Here is a 21,248-nt window from a genome sequence, read left to right as displayed (position 1 = left end):
CCTGTGGCGGTCGACGTCCGCTGGGCGACGACCGGGGATGCGGCTGCACTCGCCGCCATGCTGTGCGAGATGGCGGTGCATTACCGGCAGCCGCCGATCGATGCCGACCGGGCTCTGTCTGCCTCGCAGAAATGGCTTGACCAGGAAAGCCCGGCCTATCCGCATTTCGCACTCGCCTTCGCCGAGGGCGAGATTTGCGGGCTTGCGTCGGTTGCGATCGCACATCCCGGCATCGATCTCGAACGGCTGCTGTTCCTCAAGGATCTGTTCGTGCGGGAAAACGTCCGCAATGCCGGTGTCGGTCGGGCTCTGATGGCATTTCTCGCCGGCCATTGCCTGCGCGAAGGCATCGGCCGCATCGACCTGACCACCGAGGACTGGAACGAAGGTGCGCTACGCTTCTACGACGGGCTTGGTGCCGACCGCCATGGCCAGAAAGTCTTTCTCAGGCTGTCCGGCGAGGCGCTGAAGGCGATCGCGATTAAATCCTGACGCCCGCCGGCACCGGCCCCCAAGGGTTTTCGCCGACCTTGGATGGGATAAGCCCAAGGGCCAACACACCCAGCGTGTTGAAGCCGGGAACGAAGTACAGCAAAACGAACCAGCCGCTCAGGCCGATGTCGTGCAGGCGTCGTACCATAAGGGCAAACCACGGCAAGACAGTCAGAAGCAGGAACAAGAAGGCTGGCGCATAACCCAAAGCTCCAAATTCCAGGTCGCCTACGATAGCTGTGATCGCTGCATTGATGAGAACGCCGAAGGCAAAAAGCGCGAAGAACACGATCAGCGTGAACAGAAAAAAGCCCCAAAATTCCTTGCGGCGCGGCCGGTGAAGCTGACATGTCTCACTTTGAATGCGTGCCAGAAATACGTCCATAATCCGGTGGTGGATTGGGCAGGTTCAACGCCACGGGGAATGAGGCTGCTGGATTCGGCAGCGCTTGGCCTTCCTGCAATGACGGCGCGCGCAGCCCCATCGTCCGGCTGAAACTCGACGGGCGCGCCTCTGACCAACACCACGCCGGGACTCAGATCCTCATGCCCGACGATGTAGCGCTTGCCGTCGGCCCCATTGATGTATCCAAAACCCTGATCCTGGCAAACCGCGCCGCGCATTGCCTTGCCCCCAAATACTGTGCCGCCTTGATACTATCAAGAGTTGTAGTCAGTTGCAAGGTACACGTTTTAAGCTAGACGCCTGCCGGCACCGAGCCCCACTGGTTTTCACGGGCCTGCGTCGGGACCAGCGCGAAGACCAGGATGATCAGCCCGCCGATGGTCGGGATGAACACCACCAGAAAAAGCCAGCCGGTCAAGCCGATGTCATGCAGGCGCCGCACGTTCAGTCCGATCCATGGCGGGATTGTCGCCAGCACAAACACGCCGCAAAGACCGACCGTTACTGCCGGCAACTCCTCCATATTGCCCATGGAGTCGTCGATGAGGAGGCCAATGCCGACGACCACGGTCAGCGCGATCGTCCAGAACAGGCAAAAGCCCCAATATTCCTTGCGGCGGGCACGACCGGCGAAGTTGAAGTAATTTTCAGTCAGGCCCCGCCGAAAGTAATCCCACAATCCGGTAGCGGCAGCGGGCTCGTTGTCGGCGGACCGGCCGAAATGTTGCGGCTTAGGCGCTTCAGGCGCGTTGCCGGTCCGAGAGGGCGCGGCCGCAGCAGCAGGAACACCGGCCGCAGCCGTCTGGGCGTTAATCGAAAAGACATCGCGCGCATGCCCGCCACCCGGCTGGAACTCAACGAGCGCGCCCTTGGCCACCGACGTCACGCGGCGCAGATTCTCGCGCGCGAAAGTGTAGCGGTTGCCGTCCGCTCCGGTGATGAAACCGAAGCCTTGGGTCTCGTCATAGTGAAGAACCTCGCCGCGCATGCTTGCCCACCCCCATTCGCGTCTCGCCCAGACTGTCTAGAGTTGCGGCGGATCGCAAGGGGTGTCTGCGAAATGCAGTGCATCGACCTGTGTCACGACAATGCGGTGGTGGAGAACTTTGCGGAGGCGTCGGCGGGACAGCGCCCCCCTCTGTCCTGCCGGACATCTCCCCCACAAGGGGGGAGATCGGCAGCCTCGCCGTCCTGCCCTCTTTCAACGTTTGAGATTGGCGAAAGCCGAGGTGACATCTAATTTCCCCCCTTGTGGGGGAGATGTCCGGAAGGACAGAGGGGGGCGCGAAGGATCGCCGACGCTACGGTCTTCTTCCTGTTACCGCATAGATCCCAGGGTCTCTGCTATAGAAAGGAACTGTCGACGTTCGCGTCGTATCGGCCTGACGGAATCACCGTGTCGAGGACCTAACCCGGCCGCTTCTTCGCTTTCTTGTGTTTCGGCGATCCGCTGGTCTCGAACTTCGGCTTGCCCGGCTTCTTCGCCCAGGGTTTTGCCTCGAAGGTGCTGGCATCGCGCTGTCCGGCCGGCGCCGCGCGCTTCTCGAATTTGGGCGCGTTCTGGTCGAATGCCCGCTTGCCACGATGCGGTTTCTTGTCCGGCCGTGGTTCCTGATAGCCGGCCCGCGACAGGTCGGGCATGCCGTCCAGCCGCTTCACCGTGATGTTGTTCTGCAGCTTGCGATCCGGGCCGATCGCCTGGAGAAACCGGTCGGCCCAGTCGGCCGCGATCTGCACGAAGGTTTCCTCCGGCTGCATCTTGATGGCGCCGATCTCGCGCTTGCTGATGCCGCCTGTCCGGCACAGCATCGGGATTAGCCAGCGTGGCTCGGCATTCTGCCGGCGCCCCACCGACAGCGAGAACCAGACGCTGTCGCCGAAATCGTCGCGGCGGCTTGGCGCCTCGTCCCTGCGCGCAAACTTGTCACCCGACGGCGTGAACGGAGCGACGTCTAAGAGATCCTCGGGCGCCGATCGGCTGGAGCGGCAGAGACGCACGAAGGCCGCCGCCACCAGTTCGGCGCCACGTTGGTCGAGAAGCGCATTGACGAAGCCGCGCTCGTCGTCCGACACGGGCTCGGTGAAAACCGGGTCGGCGAGGATGCGCTCGTCGTCGCGGCGCAGGACGTCATCGGCTGAAGGCGGGCTTGCCCATGTCGCCGCAAGGCCGGCACTTTGCAGCAGGCGTTCGGTGCGCCTGCGGGCACTGTTGGGCACGATCAGCGCGCTGACGCCTTTGCGTCCCGCCCGCCCCGTCCGCCCGCTTCGGTGCAGCAGCGTCTCCGGGTTGGTCGGCAGGTCGGCGTGGATCACCAGTTCGAGGTTGGGCAGGTCGATGCCGCGCGCCGCCACGTCGGTGGCGATGCAGACTTTTGCGCGGCCGTCGCGCATCGCCTGCAGCGCGTGGCTGCGCTCGTTCTGGCTCAGTTCGCCCGAAAGCGCCACGACGGAAAAGTTGCGGTTGTTGAAGCGCGCGGTCAGGTGATTGACGGCAGCGCGCGTGTTGCAGAACACCAGTGCGTTCTTCGCCTCGTAATAGCGCAGCACGTTGATGATGGCGTTTTCCCGGTCGGCCTGGGCCACGCTCAGCGCCCGGTATTCGATGTCGAGATGCTGCTTCTCCTCGCCGGAGGCCGAGATGCGCACCGCATCGCGCTGGTAGCCCTTGGCCAGCGTGGCGATGGAGCGCGGCACGGTGGCCGAAAACATCAGCGTGCGGCGCTCGGCTGGGGCAGCGTCGAGAATGAATTCGAGATCCTCGCGAAAGCCGAGATCGAGCATCTCGTCGGCCTCGTCGAGCACCACTGCCTTCAGCGCCGACATGTCGAGCGAATGCCGAGTGATGTGGTCGCGCAGTCGGCCAGGCGTGCCGACGACGATGTGGGCACCGCGTTCCAGCGTGCGCCGTTCGGTGCGCATGTCCATGCCGCCGACGCAGGATGCCACGGTCGCGCCGGTCAGTTCGTAGAGCCATTCCAGCTCGCGCGTTACCTGCAGGGCCAGTTCGCGCGTCGGCGCCACGGCCAGCGCCAGCGGTGCGGCGGCGTGGGAAAAGCGTTCGGCGCCATCGAGAAGGGTCGGCGCCAGAGCCAGCCCGAAGGCGACGGTCTTGCCGGAGCCGGTCTGCGCCGAAACCAGCGCATCGGCCTGCCCGAGCTCGAGAACCGCCTTCTGCACCGGCGTCAGCTCGACATAGCCGCGGTTTTCCAGCGCCTTTGCCAGCGCGGGGACAATAGCTTCGAAATTGGACATATGCTTCTTTCGGAATTCAAGGTCTGTGCTCATCGGAGCGCATGCCGGGGCCGGCGCAGCGCCAGCCAAACAATCTTGGCCGTTCGTACTTCGCGCGACCATCATTGTACAGGGTGCGCAAAAAACCGCGATCAATTGTCAATGTCGGCGCTGCCCCTCATCTGCCTGCCGGCATCTTCTCCCCGTGAAGAACGGGGAGAAGGGGCTTAGCCGCAACGCCGGCGACCCCTCTCCCCGTTTTTCACGGGGAGAGGGTAAGGGTGAGGGGCAGCGCAAACGCCCAAAAAGGGGCGGGCTATTCAACCTCGCGATTGCGTTGCCGCCTCGCTCGTCGCGATTGACTCTTTACACAAACCGCGTAAAAGCCGGCACCGAACGGGATAGTTTCGATGCGCGGCCTTTTGATGGCGCTTCTTGCATTCGACCTCCCCGGCCGCAATGCAAACCATTGGGCCGGGCGCGTCGGCGCGTCTCCTCGTTCCAGCAAAACTACGGCTAAAACGACCACTAAAACGGTCTGAGTTCCCTTGGCCTAACCACCCTCTCCCGGGTCCGGCCCGGGGGTTGAAACCCGCATCGGCCGGCGGGTTTTCTCCAAAAACCGAGCGGAGAGGACAGGAGATTTCGATGAGTTTCAAGGTTGCAATCGTCGGCGCCACGGGCAATGTGGGCCGGGAAATGCTCAACATACTGGAAGAGCGCGGCTTTCCGGTGAGCGAGGTGGTGGCGCTGGCCTCGCGGCGCAGCCAGGGCACGGAAGTGTCGTTCGGCGACCGCACGCTGAAGGTCAGGACGCTCGACCAATATGATTTTTCCGACACCGACATCTGCATCATGTCGGCCGGCGGCAATGTCTCGAAGGAATGGTCGCCAAAGATCGGCAAGCAGGGCTGCGTCGTCATCGATAATTCGTCGGCCTTCCGCTATGACCAGGACGTGCCGCTGATCGTGCCGGAAGTGAACCCGGACGCGATTTCGCTGTTCACGCGCAAGAACATCATCGCGAACCCGAATTGCTCGACGGCGCAGCTCGTCGTGGCGCTGAAGCCGCTGCACGACTTCGCCACCATCAAGCGCGTCGTCGTCGCCACCTATCAATCGGTATCCGGCGCCGGCAAGGAAGGCATGGACGAGCTGTTCACGCAGACACGCGCGGTTTTCGTCGCCGACCAGGTCGACGTCAAGAAGTTCACCAAGCGCATCGCCTTCAACGTCATCCCGCACATCGACGTCTTCCTCGACGACGGCTTCACCAAGGAAGAGTGGAAGATGGTGGCCGAAACCAAAAAGATGCTCGACCCCAAGATCAAGCTGACGGCGACCTGCGTGCGCGTGCCGGTGTTCATCGGCCATTCGGAAGCGGTCAACATCGAGTTCGAAAAGCCGATAACCGCAGACGAGGCACGTGAGATTCTGCGCGAGGCGCCAGGCTGTCAGGTTCTCGACAAGCGCGAGGACGGCGGCTACATCACGCCGCTGGATTCGGCCGGCGAGGATGCCACCTTCATCTCGCGCATTCGCGAAGATTCGACCATCGACAATGGCCTGTCGATGTGGATCGTCTCCGACAATCTGCGCAAGGGCGCCGCACTCAACGCGGTGCAGATCGCCGAATTGCTGATCGAGCGCGGACTGATCCAGCCGAAGAAGAAGGCGGCTTAGTTTTCGCTCACGGGCCGTATCGCCGCTGCCGCGGCGGGCCCTCCGCGGGGGCGCCGGACAGCCGGCGGCCCGCGGACGCGGGCTCGGCCTTCGGCCGTTAGCTCCCTTCTCCCAGCTCACGGGGGAAAGGTAGTCACCCCCCGATTCTCCTCCGCCAGCCTCCGCAGCACATCTATCGCATCCTCCGCCCGGTCGGCCGGGACGAACAAATGGTCATGGTAGAAGGCCGAGACCGGATTGACGCCGATTTCGGCGGCGGCCAGACGGTGGTGATGGCGGCGAGGAAGCCTACCGCCTCCAGCGACGAATGGATGTTCAGCGTCACCATCCGGCAGCGGAAGACCGTTTCCAGGCCAGCGGCCTTGGCTTTCTCTTCAAGCGCGATCACCGTCGTGCCCTCGCGCTCGCGAAACAGCATCACCGGCTCGAGGCTGTCTGGGATGGGCGCATCGGGCGGCAGTTTGGCGAAGACATGGATGCCGGGTCGCAATTCCGGCGCCATTGTCGCCAGCAGTTTTTTCAGATCGGTCTCGCCGGCCATCGATTTGCTCCCGAATATCTTGCGGATTTTCGATAATTTACTTTGCCCCAAACCGGCAAGACGACATCGCCATGTCGCTGGCGGCCGGGCTTGTTCGTGTACTGCATCGCACAATGTAACCGATCAGGACCATTGTCGGTCCGTGAAAGGGGTTTCGATGATCGTTCGCCCGCGGCCGGGATTCCTGCATCTGTTCTTCATCATGCGCGGCTCGGTGGTGCCGCGCATCCTGCCGCAAATCTTCGGCTTCGGCGTCTATGGCGCGCTGGTCGTGCTGGCGGTCAGGGCGCTGAAGCTCGATTTCGGCAATGCCGGCCCCGCGCCGTTCGCCTTGCTCGGTGTGGCGCTGTCGATCTATCTCGGCTTCCGCAACAATGCCGCCTATGACCGCTGGTGGGAGGCGCGCAAGCTGTGGGGCCAGCTTGTCTTCGACATCCGCAATCTGGCACGTGCCAGCACCGGGCTGATCGAAAACCGGGCGGAACTGCGTGGCTTCTTGATGGAGGCGATCGCCTTCTGCCACTTCCTGCGCGGCCTGCTCAGGCGGGTGGACGCCACGTCGGATGCACGCGCGTTCATCGGCGACGAAGCCGAAAAAGCCGCCAGCGCGGCCAACCCGCCCGACGCCATGGTGCGGCGGATGGGCGAGCGAGCCGCCGCGCTGTACAAGTCCGGGGCGATCGACGTCGTGGGCTATCGCATCCTCGACGAGCGCCTGGCTGAAATCGCCGCAGCGCAGGCCGGCTGCGAGCGCATCATGGGAACACCGCTTCCGTTTGCCTACACGCTGCTCCTGCAGCGCACCGCCTATATCTTCTGCCTGCTGCTGCCGTTTGGGCTCGCTTCGACGGCCGGCTGGGCGACGCCGCTGTTCACGGCGCTGATCGCCTACACCTTCTTCGGCCTCGACGCGCTTTCGGAAGAGCTCGAGGATCCGTTCGGCACCGAGGCCAACGATCTCGCCCTCGACGGCCTGTGCCGCGTCTGTGAAATTTCGGTGTTCGAGGCGCTCGGCGAGGCGCCGCCGAAAATGATCCCTGCCGAAAAGTTCTATTTCTCCTAGGGTTTGTTCCCGCGCCCATCGCAGCACCGCGCGCCCAAAAAATCGTAGGCGTGTCGGATCGCCGTCGCGCGCCGCGTCCTTGGTTCGGGTCCTGGCTAAGAGGATCAGTGCTCAAAACAGCCGAAGGGAACGTCAATGACCATATCTCAAACAGCATCCGTCACGCCGCGCGCGCTATGGACCGGCCGTGGGCTCGGCGCCCTCATCGTGCTGTTCATGACCTTCGACGGCGTAATCAAGCTGCCGCCGCTCGACATCGTCACCCAAACCATGGTTGAGCTCGGCTGGCCGGCCGATCCCAATGTCTCGCGCATGCTCGGCATCATCGGGCTGGTCTCGACCGCGCTCTATGCGGTGCCGCGCACCGCGGTGCTCGGCGCCATCCTGCTCACCGCCTATCTCGGCGGCGCGATCGCGACCCATATACGTATCGGCAGCCCGCTATTCTCGCACACACTGTTCGGCGTCTATCTCGGCGTCATCCTGTGGGGCGGCCTTTTCCTGCGCGATCCCAGGGTGCGCGCGCTGATCCCTTTCACGCGTTAAGCGGCGGTCTCGAAAGCCGTTCTATGGCGGTCGCGCCACCAGAGAGGGCGCTTTCTGCCGCTGCCCTTCTTCGTTGCCTTTGGATCAAATCGCCCGGTTGCGAGTTAGGAGATGTGGCGGTGAGGACGGAAAACCCCCGTTTTGGGAGGAACGACAATGAAGAAACTGGTAGTCCTGATGGTATTGGCAACCTCGCTCGCAGCCTGCTCCCGGACAGAACAGGGCGCTGCGGTCGGTGGCCTGGGCGGCGCTGCGGTCGGTGCTGCAGTGGCCGATGACGCAGTTGGAGGTGCGCTGGTCGGTGGTGCTGTCGGCGCCGTCGCCGGCGCACTGATCGGTCGTGCCACGGAAAGCGGCCAGTGCCGCTATCGCGGTCGCAATGGGCGTGTCTACATCGCCCGCTGCCCGGAAGGCTATTGATCGGGCCACGTCATAAGTCGGACGAAACAGCAAAACGGCGGACAAAAGCGCCCGCCGTTTCGTAGGGGATAGAAAGCGAATTATTCGGCGGTCGCGGCTTCCGCCTCGGCCGGCGCGGCTGCCGCGGCGGCAACAGCGGCGGCTGCGTCTTCCTGAGCCTTCTTCAGAAGTGCGGCGCGTTCCTGCGCCTTCTTGCCGGGCTCGGCCTTCTTCGGGTTGGAGCGGGCCTCTCGCTTGGCAATGCCGGCCTCGTCGAGGAAGCGCAGCACGCGGTCAGTCGGCTGGGCGCCGTGCTCGAGCCAATGCTTGACGCGGTCGGCGTCGACCTTGACGCGCTCGCCGTCCTTGGGGAGCAGCGGGTTCCACGAGCCGAGCGACTCAATGAAACGGCCGTCTCGCGGCGAACGGGCGTCGGCGACGACGACGTGGTAATAGGGACGCTTCTTCGAGCCCGCACGGGCCAGTCGGATTTTCAGTGGCATTTCTTTTCTCCTAAAACTCTTATTTTCGTTGATCGGGGTTTATGATTGTTGTCAGCCGGTTTTCGTAACGCCGTTTGATGCGGCGATCTGCTCGTGATGCCGGATCACTTCGCGGACGACGAAGTTCAGGAACTTCTCCGCGAAATCCGGGTCGAGATGGGCGTCCTTCGCCAGTTGGCGAAGGCGGGCGATCTGCTGCTGCTCCCGCGCCGGATCGGCCGGCGGCAGGCCATGCGACGCCTTCAGCACGCCGACCGCCTTGGTGCAGCGGAAACGCTCGGCCAGCATGTGGATGAGCGCCGCGTCGATGTTGTCGATCGAGGCGCGGTAGTCGACCAGCGCCGCACGTGCGTCGGCCATGTCCTTTTCTTCGTTCATGGCGCCCTCACTTCTTCTTGCCGAGTCCGGGCAGCCCGCCACCGCCCAAACCAGGAAGCTTCATGCCGCCGGGCAGCCCGGGCAGGCCGCCACCACTGGGAAGGCCGCCGGGAAGACCCTTCATGCCGCCGAGACCGGCTGCCTGCGCCTGCTTCTGCAAGGCTTCGAGCTGCTTGGGATCCATCTTGGACAGGTCCGGCATGCCGCCGCCCATCATGCCGCCCGGGCCGCCCATACCCCCTGGCATCATGCCGCCGAGGCCCATCTTCTGCGCCAGGCCGCCCATCATGCCGCGCATCAGGCCACCACCTTTGCCCTTGCCGCCCATCGCCTTCATCATGTCGGCCATGCCGCGGTGCATCTTCAGGAGCTTGTTGATTTCGGCCGCATCGGTGCCGGAGCCGGCGGCGATGCGCTTCTTGCGCGAGTGCTTCAGAATGTCGGGGTTGGCGCGCTCGGCCTTGGTCATCGACGAGATGATGGCGAGCTGGCGGCCGAACATCTTGTCGTCGAGACCGGCGGCGGCCATCTGGTCCTTCATCTTGCCCATGCCCGGCATCATGCCCATGATGCCGCCCATGCCACCCATCTTCGACATCTGCTGAAGCTGGCCGGCAAGGTCGTTCAGGTCGAACTTGCCCGACTGCATCTTCTTGGCCATCGCCACCGCCTGTTCGGCGTCGATGTTTTCGGCAGCCTTTTCGACGAGGCTGATGATGTCGCCCATGCCGAGGATGCGGTCGGCGATGCGCTTGGGATGGAATTCCTCCAGCCCGTCCATTTTCTCGCCGGTGCCGATCAGCTTGATCGGCTTGCCGGTGACGGCGCGCATGGAAAGTGCTGCACCACCACGGCCGTCGCCATCCATGCGGGTCAGCACCAGTCCGGTGATGCCGACGCGCTCATCGAAGCTTTTCGCCAGATTGACGGCGTCTTGGCCGGTCAGCGAATCGGCGACCAAAAGGATTTCGTGCGGCGACGACACCTTCTTGATGTCGGCCATCTCGACCATCAGCGGCTCATCGATATGGGTGCGGCCGGCGGTGTCGAGGATCACGATGTCATGGCCGCCGAGCTTTGCCGCCTGCACGGCGCGGCGGGCGATGTCGACCGGCGTCTGGCCCTCGACGATCGGCAGCGTGGCGACCTTGACCTGCTCGCCGAGCTGACGGAGCTGCTCCTGCGCGGCGGGACGCCGCGTGTCGAGCGAGGCCATCAGGACCTTCTTGTTCTGACGCTCGCTGAGGCGCTTGGCGATCTTGGCCGATGTCGTCGTCTTGCCGGAGCCCTGCAGGCCAACCATCATGATGACGACCGGAGCCGGTGCGTTGAGGTCGATGGCGACGCCCTCGGCGCCCAGCATCTCGACCAGCTCGTCATGGACGATCTTGACGACCATCTGGCCCGGCTTGATCGACTTCACCACAGCAGCGCCGACGGCCTTCTCGCGCACCTTGTCGGTGAAGGAACGCACCACTTCCAGCGCCACGTCTGCCTCGAGCAGCGCACGGCGCACCTCGCGCAGCGCCGCCGAGACATCGGCCTCGGACAGGGCACCGCGGCCGGTGAGGCCGTTCAGGATCGAGCCAAGACGTTCCTGTAGCGATTCAAACATTCTTTTTCCTTTTCCCTGGCACCCGGATGATGCCCGAGAGGTAATGCGTTCGCGCCCAGTGTCCAAACAGTCCGAGCAAAAGTCCAAAGCCAAAAAGCACCCGGGGGCGCACAGCGCTGCCGGATGTTGGCCTCCAGGATCGATTTACAGCACGTCACCTCAACGAGGTTTCGGCGTCCCGGTCGGCTTGCTCGGAGGGATACTCGTCGCGGAATTCGCGGCGTGTAGACAGGAAATCGGGCGCGGAGTCAAGGCGTGGGCCGAATTCGGCCAGGTGCGGCCCTTCCCTTCTTCCCTTGTGGGAGAAGGTGGCCGAGCGAAGCTCGGTCGGATGATGGGTGCTCCAGCTTGGCTGCGACGGCACTCCGTCCAACACCCCTCTTCCGTCTTGGCGCTGCGCGCCAATCCACCTTCTCCCACAAGGGGAGAAGGAAAAAAGGGGCGATTCACGGCAGCGTTTCGCCGTCGAGGATCCGGGCATAGAGATCGAGATAGCCCTTTGCGGTGCGGGAGATTGGAAATCGGTCGACGGCAGAGTCCCGGCAGCGCTGCGGGGAAAGGCCGGCGATCGCGTCGAGGGCCGCAGCAAATTCCTCATCGCTGTCGAAGAACCGTCCGGTGTCGTCGTCGACGATCTCGGGCATGGCGCCGCGCCGCGTTGTCAGCACCGGCGTTCCGCACAGCATGGCCTCGACCGGCGCCATGCCGAACGGCTCTTCCCAGGCGATCGGGTTGAGAAAGGCCTTTGCCGCGCCCAGCAGGCGAAGCTTTTCCTCACCATCAACGACGCCATGGAAGCGAAAGCGGCTGCCCAGGCTCTTGAAGAAGACGCCATCGCGCCGGACCTGGCTGCGCGTCAAAAGCTTCCAGCGCGAGCCGCCGGCGATATCGAGGGGGAAATTGAATTTTTTCGCGAGATCGACCGCGCGATTCAGATTCTTGCTGGCGCGCGCGATGCCGGCGAGAAACAGAAGGTGGTCGTTCTTCGAACCGGCCAGGCGGTAGGTGTCAGTCGGAAAGCCGTTGCAGACGAAGGTCTTCCTGCCGTGGTTGCGCGCGTGGCTGGCGCTGACGAAACTCCAGTTTGCCTGGGGCCTGGGCTTTTCCGGGGAAAAGCCATGCGCGGTGTTGAGGGTCGGGAAGGGAACGTCGAGAAACCAGCTGTGAAAGTGGACGATATCGGCGTCCGCGGGGATGGCGGCCCGGCATTGCGCTTCCGAAGATGCATGCCGCACCTCGCAAAGCGGGTGGCTCGAGCCGGGATCGACAATCAGCACGACGCGATGGCCAAGCCGGGCAAGCTCCGACGCCAACCAGTCGACCTGGCGCTGGGTGCCGCCATAGCCCCTGGAGGGGATGGTTCCGGTCACCGCCAGTGCGATGCGCATCAGCTTGGCCCGCCAGTTTTTTGCTTGACCATGATCTTACCCAAAAACCGGTTTCCACTTTTTGGGATCATGGTCTATCCGGCTCGACCTTCAGCGGCGAGCGCGGATCCAGCAGCAGCAGGATCGTCAACAGGCTGCAGACGATGCCGATCGCCGCGATGAGGACGGCATCAAGCGTCGTCCAGCCGGCGCCTTCGAGCGGCTTGGCGTTAAACAGGGCGAAGGAATTGTAGCTTTGCTGGTGCGAAATCAGCAGGAAGCCGGTCAGATTGTTGCCGAGATGAGCGCCGAAGGCCGCGCCGAGATTGCCGGTGACATAGACGACAAGCGTCAGAAGCAGCGCAAAAGCGGCGATCGAGGCCAGCACGCAGGCGTTGATGGCGGCGCTCGAGCTTGGGCTCCAATGCATCGAGGTGAACAGAAGTCCTGGCAGCAATGCCCAGATAAAGGGGTTTTTAAACCGGTTGGCCAGGCCCCTGAGGAGATAGCCGCGGAACAGCACTTCCTCGGACGAGGTCTGCAGCAGGGTCAGCGCAGCGATCGGGATCAGGAACAGCAGCCAGGACGACAGGCCGATCGCACCGCGCGCAATCTCGGGCTGCAGGAGATAGAGCAGGATTTCGGAGAGCAGCGATGTGATCAGCACCGCGGCCAATCCCTTGAGGAATCCCGAGCGCGAAACGCGGCGGCTGGTACCGATCAGCACCGACAGCGGCTCGCGATGGACCCAGCGCATGGCAGCCCACAGGCCGAGCCAGATTCCGGCAAAGGAAGCGAGCGCGGCGAGGATTCCGGCAGGCGAAGCCATGAAATTCTGCACCGCCCCTCCCTCTATCGGGGCCGATGATGCCTGCCAGATAACAAAAAGATAGGTGCCGCCGAACAGCACGGCGACGGTTGTCGCGACCCAGAACAGGATGACGATCGCCGTTCCGAGCAGCAGGCGCGGCAGGGTCGTCTTGGCGTTGGGAATATGCCGGTAACGCTCGAAAGCGGTTGGATCGATCGTCACGCGGGTTCCTTGCCTGATGCATCGGGTCGCATGATCTAGAGCATCGGACCCAAAAGTGGAACTGTTTTTGGGAAAATCCGGTGCTCAAAAAGCTGGAGCGGCGGCACGCCGCTCCAGCGCGAAGCTCTGGATGAAACGATATCGGACCGAGGCGGCCGCCGTTGCTCTTGCCCCAGCGGCCGGCCTAGTTGCTTGGTTATGTCAGCGCTCGACGTACATGATGCGTCGGGTGCCCGGATCGACCAGTGCCGGCTGGCCGTTCACATAGACATAGCGGTAGTCATAGTCCGGAATCTCGCGCAGCTCGACGGTATCGGGCAAGGTCGCGCCCGTAACCACCTCGCCCTCGAGATAGACCGGGTCGAGCCGGTTCGTGTCGATATAGGTGCGGACTTCGGCCGGAGGCCGCCTGATCGGCTCGATCGGCTCGCCAGCGACGATCGCTCCGGTATAGGTATCGTCATAGTCCATGTCGGCGGGCGCTTCGACGATGGCGATGCCTGCGTCGGCCGGGCGCCGGGTCAGGACAACGTCGTTGCCGCCGAAATCGGCCGTCACGTAGTCGGAATAGATCCAGCCCTGGCCATTGGCCTCCGCAATGGTGCACCATTTGCTGTTTTGGATGCAGCCCTCGAGCGTTGCCGACTGACCGGCAGCGAGCGTGCCGATGACCGGGTATTGCGGGCCGGGGCCGGCGCGCACGTTGAGATCGGCGACAGCCGAGACGGCGGTATCGGCCAAGGCTGCGCCCGAAATGGCGACAAGCGCTCCAGCGACGGCAGGAAGCAGTATGCGTTTCATGATTTCGCTCCGTTTTCGTAATCCCTCGCGAACGAAAACGAAACAAGACCTCATGCGTTCCGGCTAAAATGCCTCGGCCGGCTCACGTTTTGTTCCAGTTTCTTTCGCCACACCGGTCAGGAGTTCATGGACGAAAGCCAGCTTCTGTGCGGTCACCTCCGAGATGACGAAGGGATAGAGGTCCGGCAGGCCCATGCAGCGGTTGATCGAGTTGGACGCTTCCGACAGCACCAGCCAGCGGGCCAGGATCTTTTCGAACGGTTCGGGAACGGCGGCAGGTTCCGACGGCGCCGGTTGCAACTCGCCGCCGGTGTCGCCCCGCGACAGGTCGTTGGCCTCCACGGTTTCCAGCCGGCCGAGCGGGAAATTCAGCGCATGCACCATCTCCAGCGTGTCGGTGATGTGCAGATGGTGCGCCCATGTCTCGGCCCAGTCCTCCCAGGGATGGGACGTGGCATAGGCCGAAATGTGGCCCTGCTGCCAGTCGGGCACAGCACCATTGGCATGGTAGGCCTTCAGCGCCTGCTCGTAATCGACGCGGTCGTCGCCGAACAATGCGCGGAAGGCGGTGAGCCGTTGCGGGTCGTCGCGGATCAGGCGGTCCCAGTAGTAGTGGCCAAGCTCATGGCGGAAATGGCCGAGCAAAGTGCGGTAGTTCTCGCCCATCTCGACGCGCCGTCTTTCGCGCTCGGCCGAGTCCGCCTCGGCGACATTGAGCGTGATCAGGCCGTTGCCATGGCCGGTCAGGATACGTCCGCCACCCGGACCGCCGCCGATCGGATCGGCGAGGAAGTCGAAGGCGAGGCCGACCTCGTCGTCGGCGTTCCGCTTGGGTGCGACCGGCAGTCCGGCAGCGAGCAGCGAATAGATTGCCCGCTTCTTTGCCGCTTCGACGCGGATCCAGCGACGGCGGTTGCCATCGACCGAAAGGTCCGGGATCAACTGGTTCAGCATGCAGGCGCGACAGAAGGCATGACCCGGTTCCGCCATCCAGTTGCAAGCGCACTCGTCGGCATTGGTGCACTGGAAAACGCCGCCGGCGCCGGACAAGACGAAGCGCGCATGCCTGGGATCGTACAGCACGGAGCTGGCGCAGTTCAGGCACTGGGCGTTCTCGAAGTAAAGGCGGTGCCCGCAATGCGGACAATCGAAGAGCTTCATCCCAATCTCAAATCATCAGGTCTTAGATCGTCAGGCCCGGATATAGTGCGGAGCGGCATTTCGCCCAAACGCCCGTCAGCGGCCGGCGTTCCTGCCGATGCTATTTTGCCGCAAGCTGGGCGGCGACCATTCTCGCCACCGCCTCGCCCGATAGCCTGGCGCCGCCGCAGGTCTGCATCAGCGGGCCGGCCAGATGCTCGCCGGCGAAGAAGATTTTTTCGGCGACCGGCTGCATCAGCGTGGCGCGCGCCCGCGAACGGCCGGGCCGGGCCGCCGCATAGGCGCCGCGCACGAACCGCTCGCCGCCCCAATTGGTCATCATGGCGCGCCCGACATGTTTTCTGACGTCGCCGCCGAAGATGGCGCACAGCCGGTCGACGACGAAGTCGACGCCTGCCGCCTCGCCCGCCGCCGACATCTCCCAGGCGAAATCGCCGCCGACGAAGCCGACCATCAGGTCGAGGTCGAAGGGAAAGCAAAGGAAGTAGATGTCGTGCCGGGCCAGCCGCTCGATCAGCAGGTCGTCGAACGGCTCAAGCCCGAGCCTTTTGCCCCTGATCTCCACAGGCAGCTTGGTCAGCATGCCCATCGGCAGGTCGAAGAAGGCAGCGAAATGCGTGTCGGGCAGCGCCGGCGCGAATTCGATCTCCTCGAAGGCGAGCACCGCCGGCGAGGCGGTGACGATGGCCGCCTTGGCGCGAATGGTGCCGCGATCGGTGACGCAGGCGACGCCAGGCACGTCCCAGAGGATTTTCCGCACCGGCGTCGACAGCTCGACCGGCACGTCGGCACCGAAACGGGCGACCAATGCGCCGAACCCCTCCTTGGTGAAATAGTTCGGCTCGAGATCGGCGGCGGTCTGAAAGTCGCGGATCGATATCTCGTCCTCGTCGGCGCCGAAATCCATCGGCCCGGCGAAGGTGGCGGCGGCGCGCGGCGCATGGCCCCTGGCGAGCAACGCCGAAAGACGGTCGTCGTCGCCATCCCTGACCTCATGCGCCGCCAGCAGCTCGAACAGCCTGATATCGGCCGCCTTCATTGCGGCCTCTTCGTCCTCGCTCGCCTTTCGGTTGCGATAATAGAGATGATCGACATTCATGTCGTGATGGTGGAGTGTCCAGCGGGCGGCTTGCGCCTCGGGAAAATAGGGATTGCGGTCGGCCGCGTGCAGCCAGGCGCAGCCGATGTCGAAAGGAACGCCGAAATGCTGATCGCTGGTCCAGGCGCGCCCCCCGATCCGGTTCATCGCTTCGAACAGCTTGAAAGAGAGGCCGGCTGTACGCAGGGTTTTGGCGGCCGAAAGTCCCGCCGAGCCGGCGCCGATGACTACGACATCAACGTCATCCATCAATATTCCAGCCCCCGCCACAATAATTACTTGATCGTAAGCAAGTTCTCCGGCATTCGCCAGCGCTGCGGCGGGGATACGTAAACGACTTCTTAGCGCATCGGTCCGAAAATCAGGATCGATTTTCAGAAAGCACGATGCGCGGATTTAGAGTGTCAGAGCGTACTGCGTCCAAGTGGACGAACCCCGCTCCAACAGTGACAAGCGAGCGTTTCGCTGGCAAATTCGTATTTGGGACGTGATCCAGGCAACCAGGAGAGCAACATGGCATTTCTTGCCAAGGGAAAGATTTACGCAGCGGCAGCATTGATGATGCTTGCGGCGGCAACAGGTGCGCAGGCCGCCCAATGCGGCAAGACGAGTGCGGGCTTCGAAGCGTGGAAGGCGGATTTCGCCGCGGAGGCCAAGGCCAACGGTGTAGGCTCGAAGGGTCTAGCCGCTCTGGCTCGTGCGACCTACGCAACAAAGACGATCGCCGTCGACCGCGCCCTTCACAAGGCTTTCAGCGGCTCGGTGGAAGCTTTCATGAAGCGCCGTGGCGGATCCGCGATCATTGCCAAGGGCCGTGCGCTGAAGAAGTCGAACGCGGCGCTGTTCGACAAGATCGAACGGACCTACGGCGTACCGCCGGGTGTGTTGCTCGCCATCTGGGGCATGGAGACTGGCTTCGGCGCTTCGATGGGCAAACAGAATACCGTCTCTGCCATTTTAACGCTTACCTATGATTGCCGCCGTCCGGAGTTCTTTTACCCGCATGGCGTTGCAGCCCTGAAGCTGGTTGACCGCGGAGCGTTGAGCGCCTCGTCGGTCGGTGCCGCGCATGGCGAGATTGGCCACACCCAGTTCCTCCCCGGAAACGTTTTGAAGTATGGAGTCGGCAACAAAAATCTGCGCGACAAGAGCACTGCGTTGGCTTCCACTGCCAATTTCCTCAAGGGTCATGGTTGGCGGGCCGGCGCGGGTTATCAGGCGAATATGGGCGCAATTGCTGGCTGGAATTCCGCGAGCGTCTACCAACAGGCCATCGCCCGCATGGCCACGGCGATCGATGGCGATTGATAGAAATCTCTATTCGACGGAAAGCCCGGCCACGCGCCGGGCTTTTTTGTTGATGCTCTAAGGTCGAGGGGATCGGCTAATGGTCGTGCTGCTGGGTTACGACTGCCGCCGCTCGGCTTCGCCTCGGGAACGAAGGCGCGAAGCAGAGACGCTAATTCGGCGTGCCTAGCGCCTTGTCCATCGCTTCCCTGACATCCGCCGGCCACGTGTCCACAGCCGGCCATGCGTCCGGCTCGGGCTTGTCGCCGCGCTGAGCGAAATAGAGCTTGTGGTTGGCCGGATCGACCGCCATGAAACCGTCATTGCCGCCGCAATCATGCGGCACGCAGCCGCTGGCATAGAAGGCGCCCGACGCGGTCTTCTCGGTGCCGCCGCCGACCAGCAGGCTGGTCGCCATGTCCGGCATCTCCTTGCCGAGCAGAGTCTCAGCTTCTCTGTAGACAGCCTCGTTGTGGAAAGCGTCGATGATGTTGTCGTATTTCGCCGGATCGATATCCTTCCAGTCGGTACCCGGTTCCGGCATGTAGGTGAGATTGCCCGAGGTCGACAACCCGCTCGTAGGCGACCATTGCAGCGTCGGTTTCGAAGCTCCCGGCAAGAGATAGGGCACGAAATAGATGGCGCTGTCGGACACCGCGGCCGGCGGCGCGCCGCATTCGTCCTGCTCGACCGTGGTGCTCTGGATCATGCTGCCTTCCGGCTTCCAGACGATCACCTTGGCCGGTCCGCATTGGTTGCCACCGTCGCCGACATCGACCAGCGCCACCTTGACGCCGCCGACCTCGACTATCCTGTCGAAGAAGACGTCGTAATTGCTGGCCAGCTGCTTGCCGTCATAGGCCAGCACCTTCTCGCCGTACTCTTCCTGCTGCGTGATGGTCAGTTGGCCGCCCTCGAATGGGACCGGCGCCTGCTTGTCGTCGTCTGAAGCCGCCGAATTGCCCGCGCCCGACCCGTCGTCGGTGGCGGGCTTGTCGGTCGCACCGGGCGTTTGCGATTGCGCAAACACGCTCGCCATCGGCAGGAGGATCAACGCCAGTCCGAAGGCACCGGCGAGAGGCGAGCGTATCATGACATCCTCCGTTTCACCTGAAGCGAAGACCCGCCATCGGTACGACCTTGCCGTTCAGGCCCAGGGACGCAGCTCGGCGTTCTTCTTCTCGAACGAGGCGATGGCGCCGGCCTTTTCCATGGTCAGGCCGATGTCGTCGAGCCCGTTGAGCAGGCAGTGCCGCTTGAAGTCGTCGAGGTCGAATTTGATCACGCCGCCGTCCGGTCCGCGGATCTCCTTGGCTTCCAGGTCGACCGACACAGTCGCATTGGAGCCGCGCGAGGCGTCGTCCATCAGCTTCTCCAGATCATCCGGGCTGACGGTGATCGGCAGGATGCCGTTCTTGAAGCAGTTGTTGTAGAAAATGTCGGCGAACGAGGTCGAGATGACGCAGCGTATGCCAAAATCGAGCAGCGCCCACGGCGCGTGCTCTCTGCTGGAGCCGCAGCCGAAATTGTCGCCGGCGACCAGGATCTGCGCCTTGTGGTAGGCAGGCTTGTTGAGCACGAAATCAGGGTTTTCCGAACCGTCGTCCTTGTAGCGCATTTCGGCGAACAGTCCGCTGCCGAGGCCAGTGCGCTTGATCGTCTTGAGATAATCCTTTGGGATGATCATGTCGGTGTCGACATTGACGATCGGCATCGGTGCTGCGACGCCGGTGAGCTTGGTGAATTTTTCCATGGTCTTTGCCCGTCTTCTTTTCGCTGCGGGGGATGTGTTGGCGCCCGGTTTACACAAAGCTGCGGGCAAATAAAAGGCGGCTGTTTTTGCTCGCAGATGATCCAGCACAAGATCGACACCAAGCAGCTTCAAAACCATTGCCCTGTGGTACACTTTCACCGGCATGACAACGCGATCCAAAATCCTCTACGCCAGTGAACCAACCCTCGACGCTGCCGAGTTCCGCCGCGTGCTGGTGGAATCCGGCCTCGGCGCCACCCGGCCCACCGATGACGAAGCCCGTTTGAAGACGATGCTGGCCAGCGCGGATATGGTGTTGACGGCGCGCCTCGATGCGCCTGGCAAGCCGCTGATTGGCCTCGCCCGCGGGGTCACCGACTTCTCGTGGGTGTGCTACATTTCCGAGCTCGCCGTTTGCAAATCGGCGCAGGGGCTCGGCATCGGCAAGGGCCTGCTCGACGAAGTGCGGCGGCAGCTCGGGCCGGCCGTTGCCATCTCACTGATTTCCGTACCCGATGCCGTCGGTTTCTACGAGCGGATCGGCATGACGCGCATGGCCGACGCATTCTGGTTCGGCCGCGAGCACTGACGGCCGCTAAGACCATCGCGACGACAGTCACGTCGACTGCTGCGATCCTTCGCGCGCCCTATGTCTTGCCCTCAAATCACGTTCAGCTCGCGAAAAGCCCGGCCTTCAGCGACACGGCTATACCCAAACGCCGTGCAATCCACCGTGCGGTAGCCGCCATGCACGATCAACTCGGCCAGCGCCTTGCCGACGGCCGGCGCCTGCTGCAGGCCGTGGCCGGAAAAACCGTTGGCGAAGAGGAAATTCTTCACCTCGGGATGCGGTCCGATCACCGCGTTCTGGTCGAGCGTGTTATAGTCGTAATGACCGGCCCAGGCGCGTGTCGGCTTGATCGCCTCGAAGGCTGGAATACGGGTCGCCAGCACCGGCCAGATCATCTCTTCGAACAGCGGCCAGTCGGGCGCGAAATCGCCAGGATCGGCAGGACCGTCGCCCTCTTCCGGCTCGGCCCCGCCGGTGATGTAGACCGAGCCTTCCGGCCGGACATAGATGCCTGAGGGGTCGACCAGCAGCGGCATGTCGGTATATTTTTCGCGTGCCTCGAAGACAAAGACATTACGCTTGCGCGGCTCCACCGGCAGCGCCAGCCCGGCCATATCAGCCACCTTGCCGGCATTCGGCCCGGCGGCGTTGACGACGATGCCGGCCTCGAGCCGCTCGCCATTGTCGAGGCTGACGCTGGTGACACGATCGCCCTGCCGCTCGATGCCGGTCACATCAGCGGTGACGAAATCGATCTTTTTCTCGCGCAGCGCCTTGCGGAACAGTATCAGCATCGCATGCGCGTCGAACCAGCCTTCGCCGCTGCGGCCATAGGCGCCGGCGGTGATGCCCTCTGCCGACAGCCATGGGAAGCGACGCACCAACGTCTCGGCATCCTCAAGCACGATGTCGGCCCCCTCGGCCATCTGCGTCTCGTGGTTGGCCCGCAGGATCGGCAGCCCGTTCTCGCCGGCAAGGATGAGATAGCCGCCCTCGCGAAAGCCGATATCGGCGTCGGCGCCGAACTCTTCCGTCAGCCGCCGAAACAGTTTTAGCGTGAACTGAGACAGGCGGATGTTCTCGGGAATCGAAAACTGCTGGCGAATGGAAGCGCAGGACAGCGTCGTTGCCGCATGGGCGAATTGCGGGTCGCGCTCGACCAGCGCAATCGAGCCCGAAAATCCTTCCCCGCGCAGATAATAGGCAATCGAGGAGCCGACGATGGCTCCACCGATGATCACGACGTCGTAGCGCACTTTTTCGCTTCTCCAGTTCTAGAGCATGATCCCGAAAGCCGGTTTTCGGAATCAGGCTCCAAT

Annotated in this window: 21 protein-coding genes and 1 pseudogene; 7 read left to right on the top strand and 15 right to left on the bottom strand. The window is 63.2% G+C overall.

Annotation, left to right across the window (positions count from 1 at the left end):
• The first annotated feature begins 3 nt into the window (after positions 1 to 3).
• A complete protein-coding gene (locus tag EOC94_RS24045) occupies positions 4 to 492 on the top strand; it encodes a GNAT family N-acetyltransferase (RefSeq protein ID WP_095484853.1) in 489 nt (162 codons plus the stop codon).
• Here EOC94_RS24045 and EOC94_RS34670 read toward each other — a convergent pair.
• The 3 genes from EOC94_RS34670 to EOC94_RS24025 all read right to left on the bottom strand — a co-directional run bounded on the left by EOC94_RS34670 (position 482) and on the right by EOC94_RS24025 (position 4,150).
• Complete coding sequence (locus EOC94_RS34670; protein WP_245465639.1) at positions 482 to 877, bottom strand: DUF805 domain-containing protein; 396 nt, start codon at positions 875 to 877, stop codon at positions 482 to 484. The two genes, EOC94_RS24045 and EOC94_RS34670, sit on opposite strands and share 11 nt — an antisense overlap.
• A 313-nt stretch (positions 878 to 1,190) precedes the next feature.
• Positions 1,191 to 1,886: a DUF805 domain-containing protein gene (locus EOC94_RS24035; RefSeq protein WP_127293932.1), complete on the bottom strand. Its 696-nt coding sequence runs from the start codon at positions 1,884 to 1,886 to the stop codon at positions 1,191 to 1,193.
• Positions 1,887 to 2,305: 419 nt separating this feature from the next.
• Complete coding sequence (locus tag EOC94_RS24025) at positions 2,306 to 4,150, bottom strand: DEAD/DEAH box helicase (RefSeq protein WP_127293930.1); 1,845 nt, start codon at positions 4,148 to 4,150, stop codon at positions 2,306 to 2,308.
• A 627-nt stretch (positions 4,151 to 4,777) separates the two neighbouring features.
• Between EOC94_RS24025 and EOC94_RS24020 the strand changes: the two genes are divergently transcribed.
• Positions 4,778 to 5,812, top strand: coding sequence for an aspartate-semialdehyde dehydrogenase (locus EOC94_RS24020; protein WP_095484850.1), 1,035 nt, complete (start codon positions 4,778 to 4,780; stop codon positions 5,810 to 5,812).
• A gap of 116 nt (positions 5,813 to 5,928) precedes the next feature.
• On the opposite strand, the pseudogene EOC94_RS24015 reads toward EOC94_RS24020, so the two are convergent.
• A pseudogene (locus EOC94_RS24015) lies at positions 5,929 to 6,353 on the bottom strand (ACT domain-containing protein).
• Positions 6,354 to 6,510: 157 nt separating this feature from the next.
• On the opposite strand from EOC94_RS24015, the gene EOC94_RS24010 reads away from it, so the two are divergent.
• The 3 genes from EOC94_RS24010 (at position 6,511) to EOC94_RS24000 (ending at position 8,382) form a co-directional block, all read left to right on the top strand.
• Entirely contained in the window at positions 6,511 to 7,416 is a 906-nt protein-coding gene (locus EOC94_RS24010) for a bestrophin family ion channel (protein ID WP_127293928.1), read from the top strand.
• A gap of 135 nt (positions 7,417 to 7,551) precedes the next feature.
• Complete coding sequence (locus tag EOC94_RS24005) at positions 7,552 to 7,962, top strand: DoxX family protein (RefSeq protein WP_127293926.1); 411 nt, start codon at positions 7,552 to 7,554, stop codon at positions 7,960 to 7,962.
• A gap of 156 nt (positions 7,963 to 8,118) precedes the next feature.
• Positions 8,119 to 8,382 carry a glycine zipper domain-containing protein gene (locus EOC94_RS24000; protein WP_095484846.1) on the top strand — a complete coding sequence of 88 codons (264 nt, stop codon included), beginning with the start codon at positions 8,119 to 8,121 and terminating at the stop codon, positions 8,380 to 8,382.
• 80 nt (positions 8,383 to 8,462) lie between these two features.
• On the opposite strand, the gene rpsP is transcribed toward EOC94_RS24000, so the two are convergent.
• The 8 genes from rpsP to EOC94_RS23960 form a co-directional block, all read right to left on the bottom strand.
• A complete protein-coding gene (gene rpsP / locus EOC94_RS23995) occupies positions 8,463 to 8,864 on the bottom strand; it encodes a 30S ribosomal protein S16 (protein WP_095484845.1) in 402 nt (133 codons plus the stop codon).
• Between the two features lie 51 nt (positions 8,865 to 8,915).
• Entirely contained in the window at positions 8,916 to 9,242 is a 327-nt protein-coding gene (locus EOC94_RS23990) for a chorismate mutase (protein WP_095484844.1), read from the bottom strand.
• Between the two features lie 7 nt (positions 9,243 to 9,249).
• Positions 9,250 to 10,857 (bottom strand): signal recognition particle protein, encoded by a 1,608-nt coding sequence (gene ffh / locus EOC94_RS23985; protein ID WP_127293924.1) that lies wholly within the window; start codon positions 10,855 to 10,857, stop codon positions 9,250 to 9,252.
• Positions 10,858 to 11,303: 446 nt separating this feature from the next.
• Positions 11,304 to 12,245, bottom strand: coding sequence for a glycosyltransferase (locus EOC94_RS23980; RefSeq protein ID WP_127293922.1), 942 nt, complete (start codon positions 12,243 to 12,245; stop codon positions 11,304 to 11,306).
• A gap of 67 nt (positions 12,246 to 12,312) precedes the next feature.
• Positions 12,313 to 13,257, bottom strand: a complete 945-nt coding sequence (locus EOC94_RS23975; protein WP_127293920.1) for a type II CAAX endopeptidase family protein — start codon at positions 13,255 to 13,257, stop codon at positions 12,313 to 12,315.
• Positions 13,258 to 13,458: 201 nt separating this feature from the next.
• Positions 13,459 to 14,058, bottom strand: coding sequence for a DUF1236 domain-containing protein (locus tag EOC94_RS23970; RefSeq protein WP_127293917.1), 600 nt, complete (start codon positions 14,056 to 14,058; stop codon positions 13,459 to 13,461).
• A gap of 63 nt (positions 14,059 to 14,121) precedes the next feature.
• The gene (locus tag EOC94_RS23965; protein WP_126104311.1) at positions 14,122 to 15,219 is read right to left on the bottom strand and encodes a putative zinc-binding metallopeptidase; all 1,098 of its coding nucleotides are present in this window, start codon (positions 15,217 to 15,219) and stop codon (positions 14,122 to 14,124) included.
• A 100-nt stretch (positions 15,220 to 15,319) separates the two neighbouring features.
• Positions 15,320 to 16,567: an NAD(P)/FAD-dependent oxidoreductase gene (locus tag EOC94_RS23960; protein WP_127293915.1), complete on the bottom strand. Its 1,248-nt coding sequence runs from the start codon at positions 16,565 to 16,567 to the stop codon at positions 15,320 to 15,322.
• 264 nt (positions 16,568 to 16,831) lie between these two features.
• On the opposite strand from EOC94_RS23960, the gene EOC94_RS23955 reads away from it, so the two are divergent.
• Entirely contained in the window at positions 16,832 to 17,626 is a 795-nt protein-coding gene (locus EOC94_RS23955) for a lytic transglycosylase domain-containing protein (protein ID WP_127293913.1), read from the top strand.
• Between the two features lie 151 nt (positions 17,627 to 17,777).
• On the opposite strand, the gene EOC94_RS23950 is transcribed toward EOC94_RS23955, so the two are convergent.
• Together EOC94_RS23950 and leuD are read right to left on the bottom strand one after the other, a co-directional pair.
• Positions 17,778 to 18,698: a hypothetical protein gene (locus EOC94_RS23950; protein WP_127293911.1), complete on the bottom strand. Its 921-nt coding sequence runs from the start codon at positions 18,696 to 18,698 to the stop codon at positions 17,778 to 17,780.
• Between the two features lie 54 nt (positions 18,699 to 18,752).
• Positions 18,753 to 19,358: a 3-isopropylmalate dehydratase small subunit gene (leuD, locus tag EOC94_RS23945; protein ID WP_127293909.1), complete on the bottom strand. Its 606-nt coding sequence runs from the start codon at positions 19,356 to 19,358 to the stop codon at positions 18,753 to 18,755.
• A 163-nt stretch (positions 19,359 to 19,521) separates the two neighbouring features.
• Here leuD and EOC94_RS23940 point away from each other — a divergent pair, with 163 nt between their 5' ends.
• Positions 19,522 to 19,947, top strand: coding sequence for a GNAT family N-acetyltransferase (locus EOC94_RS23940; protein WP_127293907.1), 426 nt, complete (start codon positions 19,522 to 19,524; stop codon positions 19,945 to 19,947).
• A 71-nt stretch (positions 19,948 to 20,018) separates the two neighbouring features.
• Here the strand turns inward: EOC94_RS23940 and EOC94_RS23935 are convergent, their stop codons facing one another.
• Positions 20,019 to 21,185 carry an FAD-binding oxidoreductase gene (locus tag EOC94_RS23935; RefSeq protein WP_127293905.1) on the bottom strand — a complete coding sequence of 389 codons (1,167 nt, stop codon included), beginning with the start codon at positions 21,183 to 21,185 and terminating at the stop codon, positions 20,019 to 20,021.
• Positions 21,186 to 21,248: the final 63 nt, after the last annotated feature.

The organism is Mesorhizobium sp. M6A.T.Ce.TU.016.01.1.1 (assembly GCF_003997065.1).
GTDB lineage: Bacteria > Pseudomonadota > Alphaproteobacteria > Rhizobiales > Rhizobiaceae > Mesorhizobium > Mesorhizobium mediterraneum.
The sequence above is the reverse complement of the archived record's forward strand: the minus strand, read 5'-3'. Positions and strand labels throughout refer to the sequence as shown.

Bases quoted from the DNA above. Each gene is read 5' to 3' on its own strand.
- EOC94_RS34670 (WP_245465639.1), bottom strand. From the start codon at position 877: ATGGACGTATTTCTGGCACGCATTCAAAGTGAGACATGTCAGCTTCAC.
- EOC94_RS24035 (WP_127293932.1), bottom strand. From the start codon at position 1,886: ATGCGCGGCGAGGTTCTTCACTATGACGAGACCCAAGGCTTCGGTTTC.
- EOC94_RS24025 (WP_127293930.1), bottom strand. From the start codon at position 4,150: ATGTCCAATTTCGAAGCTATTGTCCCCGCGCTGGCAAAGGCGCTGGAA.
- EOC94_RS24020 (WP_095484850.1), top strand. From the start codon at position 4,778: ATGAGTTTCAAGGTTGCAATCGTCGGCGCCACGGGCAATGTGGGCCGG.
- EOC94_RS24010 (WP_127293928.1), top strand. From the start codon at position 6,511: ATGATCGTTCGCCCGCGGCCGGGATTCCTGCATCTGTTCTTCATCATG.
- EOC94_RS24005 (WP_127293926.1), top strand. From the start codon at position 7,552: ATGACCATATCTCAAACAGCATCCGTCACGCCGCGCGCGCTATGGACC.
- EOC94_RS24000 (WP_095484846.1), top strand. From the start codon at position 8,119: ATGAAGAAACTGGTAGTCCTGATGGTATTGGCAACCTCGCTCGCAGCC.
- rpsP (WP_095484845.1), bottom strand. From the start codon at position 8,864: ATGCCACTGAAAATCCGACTGGCCCGTGCGGGCTCGAAGAAGCGTCCC.
- EOC94_RS23990 (WP_095484844.1), bottom strand. From the start codon at position 9,242: ATGAACGAAGAAAAGGACATGGCCGACGCACGTGCGGCGCTGGTCGAC.
- ffh (WP_127293924.1), bottom strand. From the start codon at position 10,857: ATGTTTGAATCGCTACAGGAACGTCTTGGCTCGATCCTGAACGGCCTC.
- EOC94_RS23980 (WP_127293922.1), bottom strand. From the start codon at position 12,245: ATGCGCATCGCACTGGCGGTGACCGGAACCATCCCCTCCAGGGGCTAT.
- EOC94_RS23970 (WP_127293917.1), bottom strand. From the start codon at position 14,058: ATGAAACGCATACTGCTTCCTGCCGTCGCTGGAGCGCTTGTCGCCATT.
- EOC94_RS23965 (WP_126104311.1), bottom strand. From the start codon at position 15,219: ATGAAGCTCTTCGATTGTCCGCATTGCGGGCACCGCCTTTACTTCGAG.
- EOC94_RS23960 (WP_127293915.1), bottom strand. From the start codon at position 16,567: ATGGATGACGTTGATGTCGTAGTCATCGGCGCCGGCTCGGCGGGACTT.
- EOC94_RS23955 (WP_127293913.1), top strand. From the start codon at position 16,832: ATGGCATTTCTTGCCAAGGGAAAGATTTACGCAGCGGCAGCATTGATG.
- EOC94_RS23950 (WP_127293911.1), bottom strand. From the start codon at position 18,698: ATGATACGCTCGCCTCTCGCCGGTGCCTTCGGACTGGCGTTGATCCTC.
- leuD (WP_127293909.1), bottom strand. From the start codon at position 19,358: ATGGAAAAATTCACCAAGCTCACCGGCGTCGCAGCACCGATGCCGATC.
- EOC94_RS23940 (WP_127293907.1), top strand. From the start codon at position 19,522: ATGACAACGCGATCCAAAATCCTCTACGCCAGTGAACCAACCCTCGAC.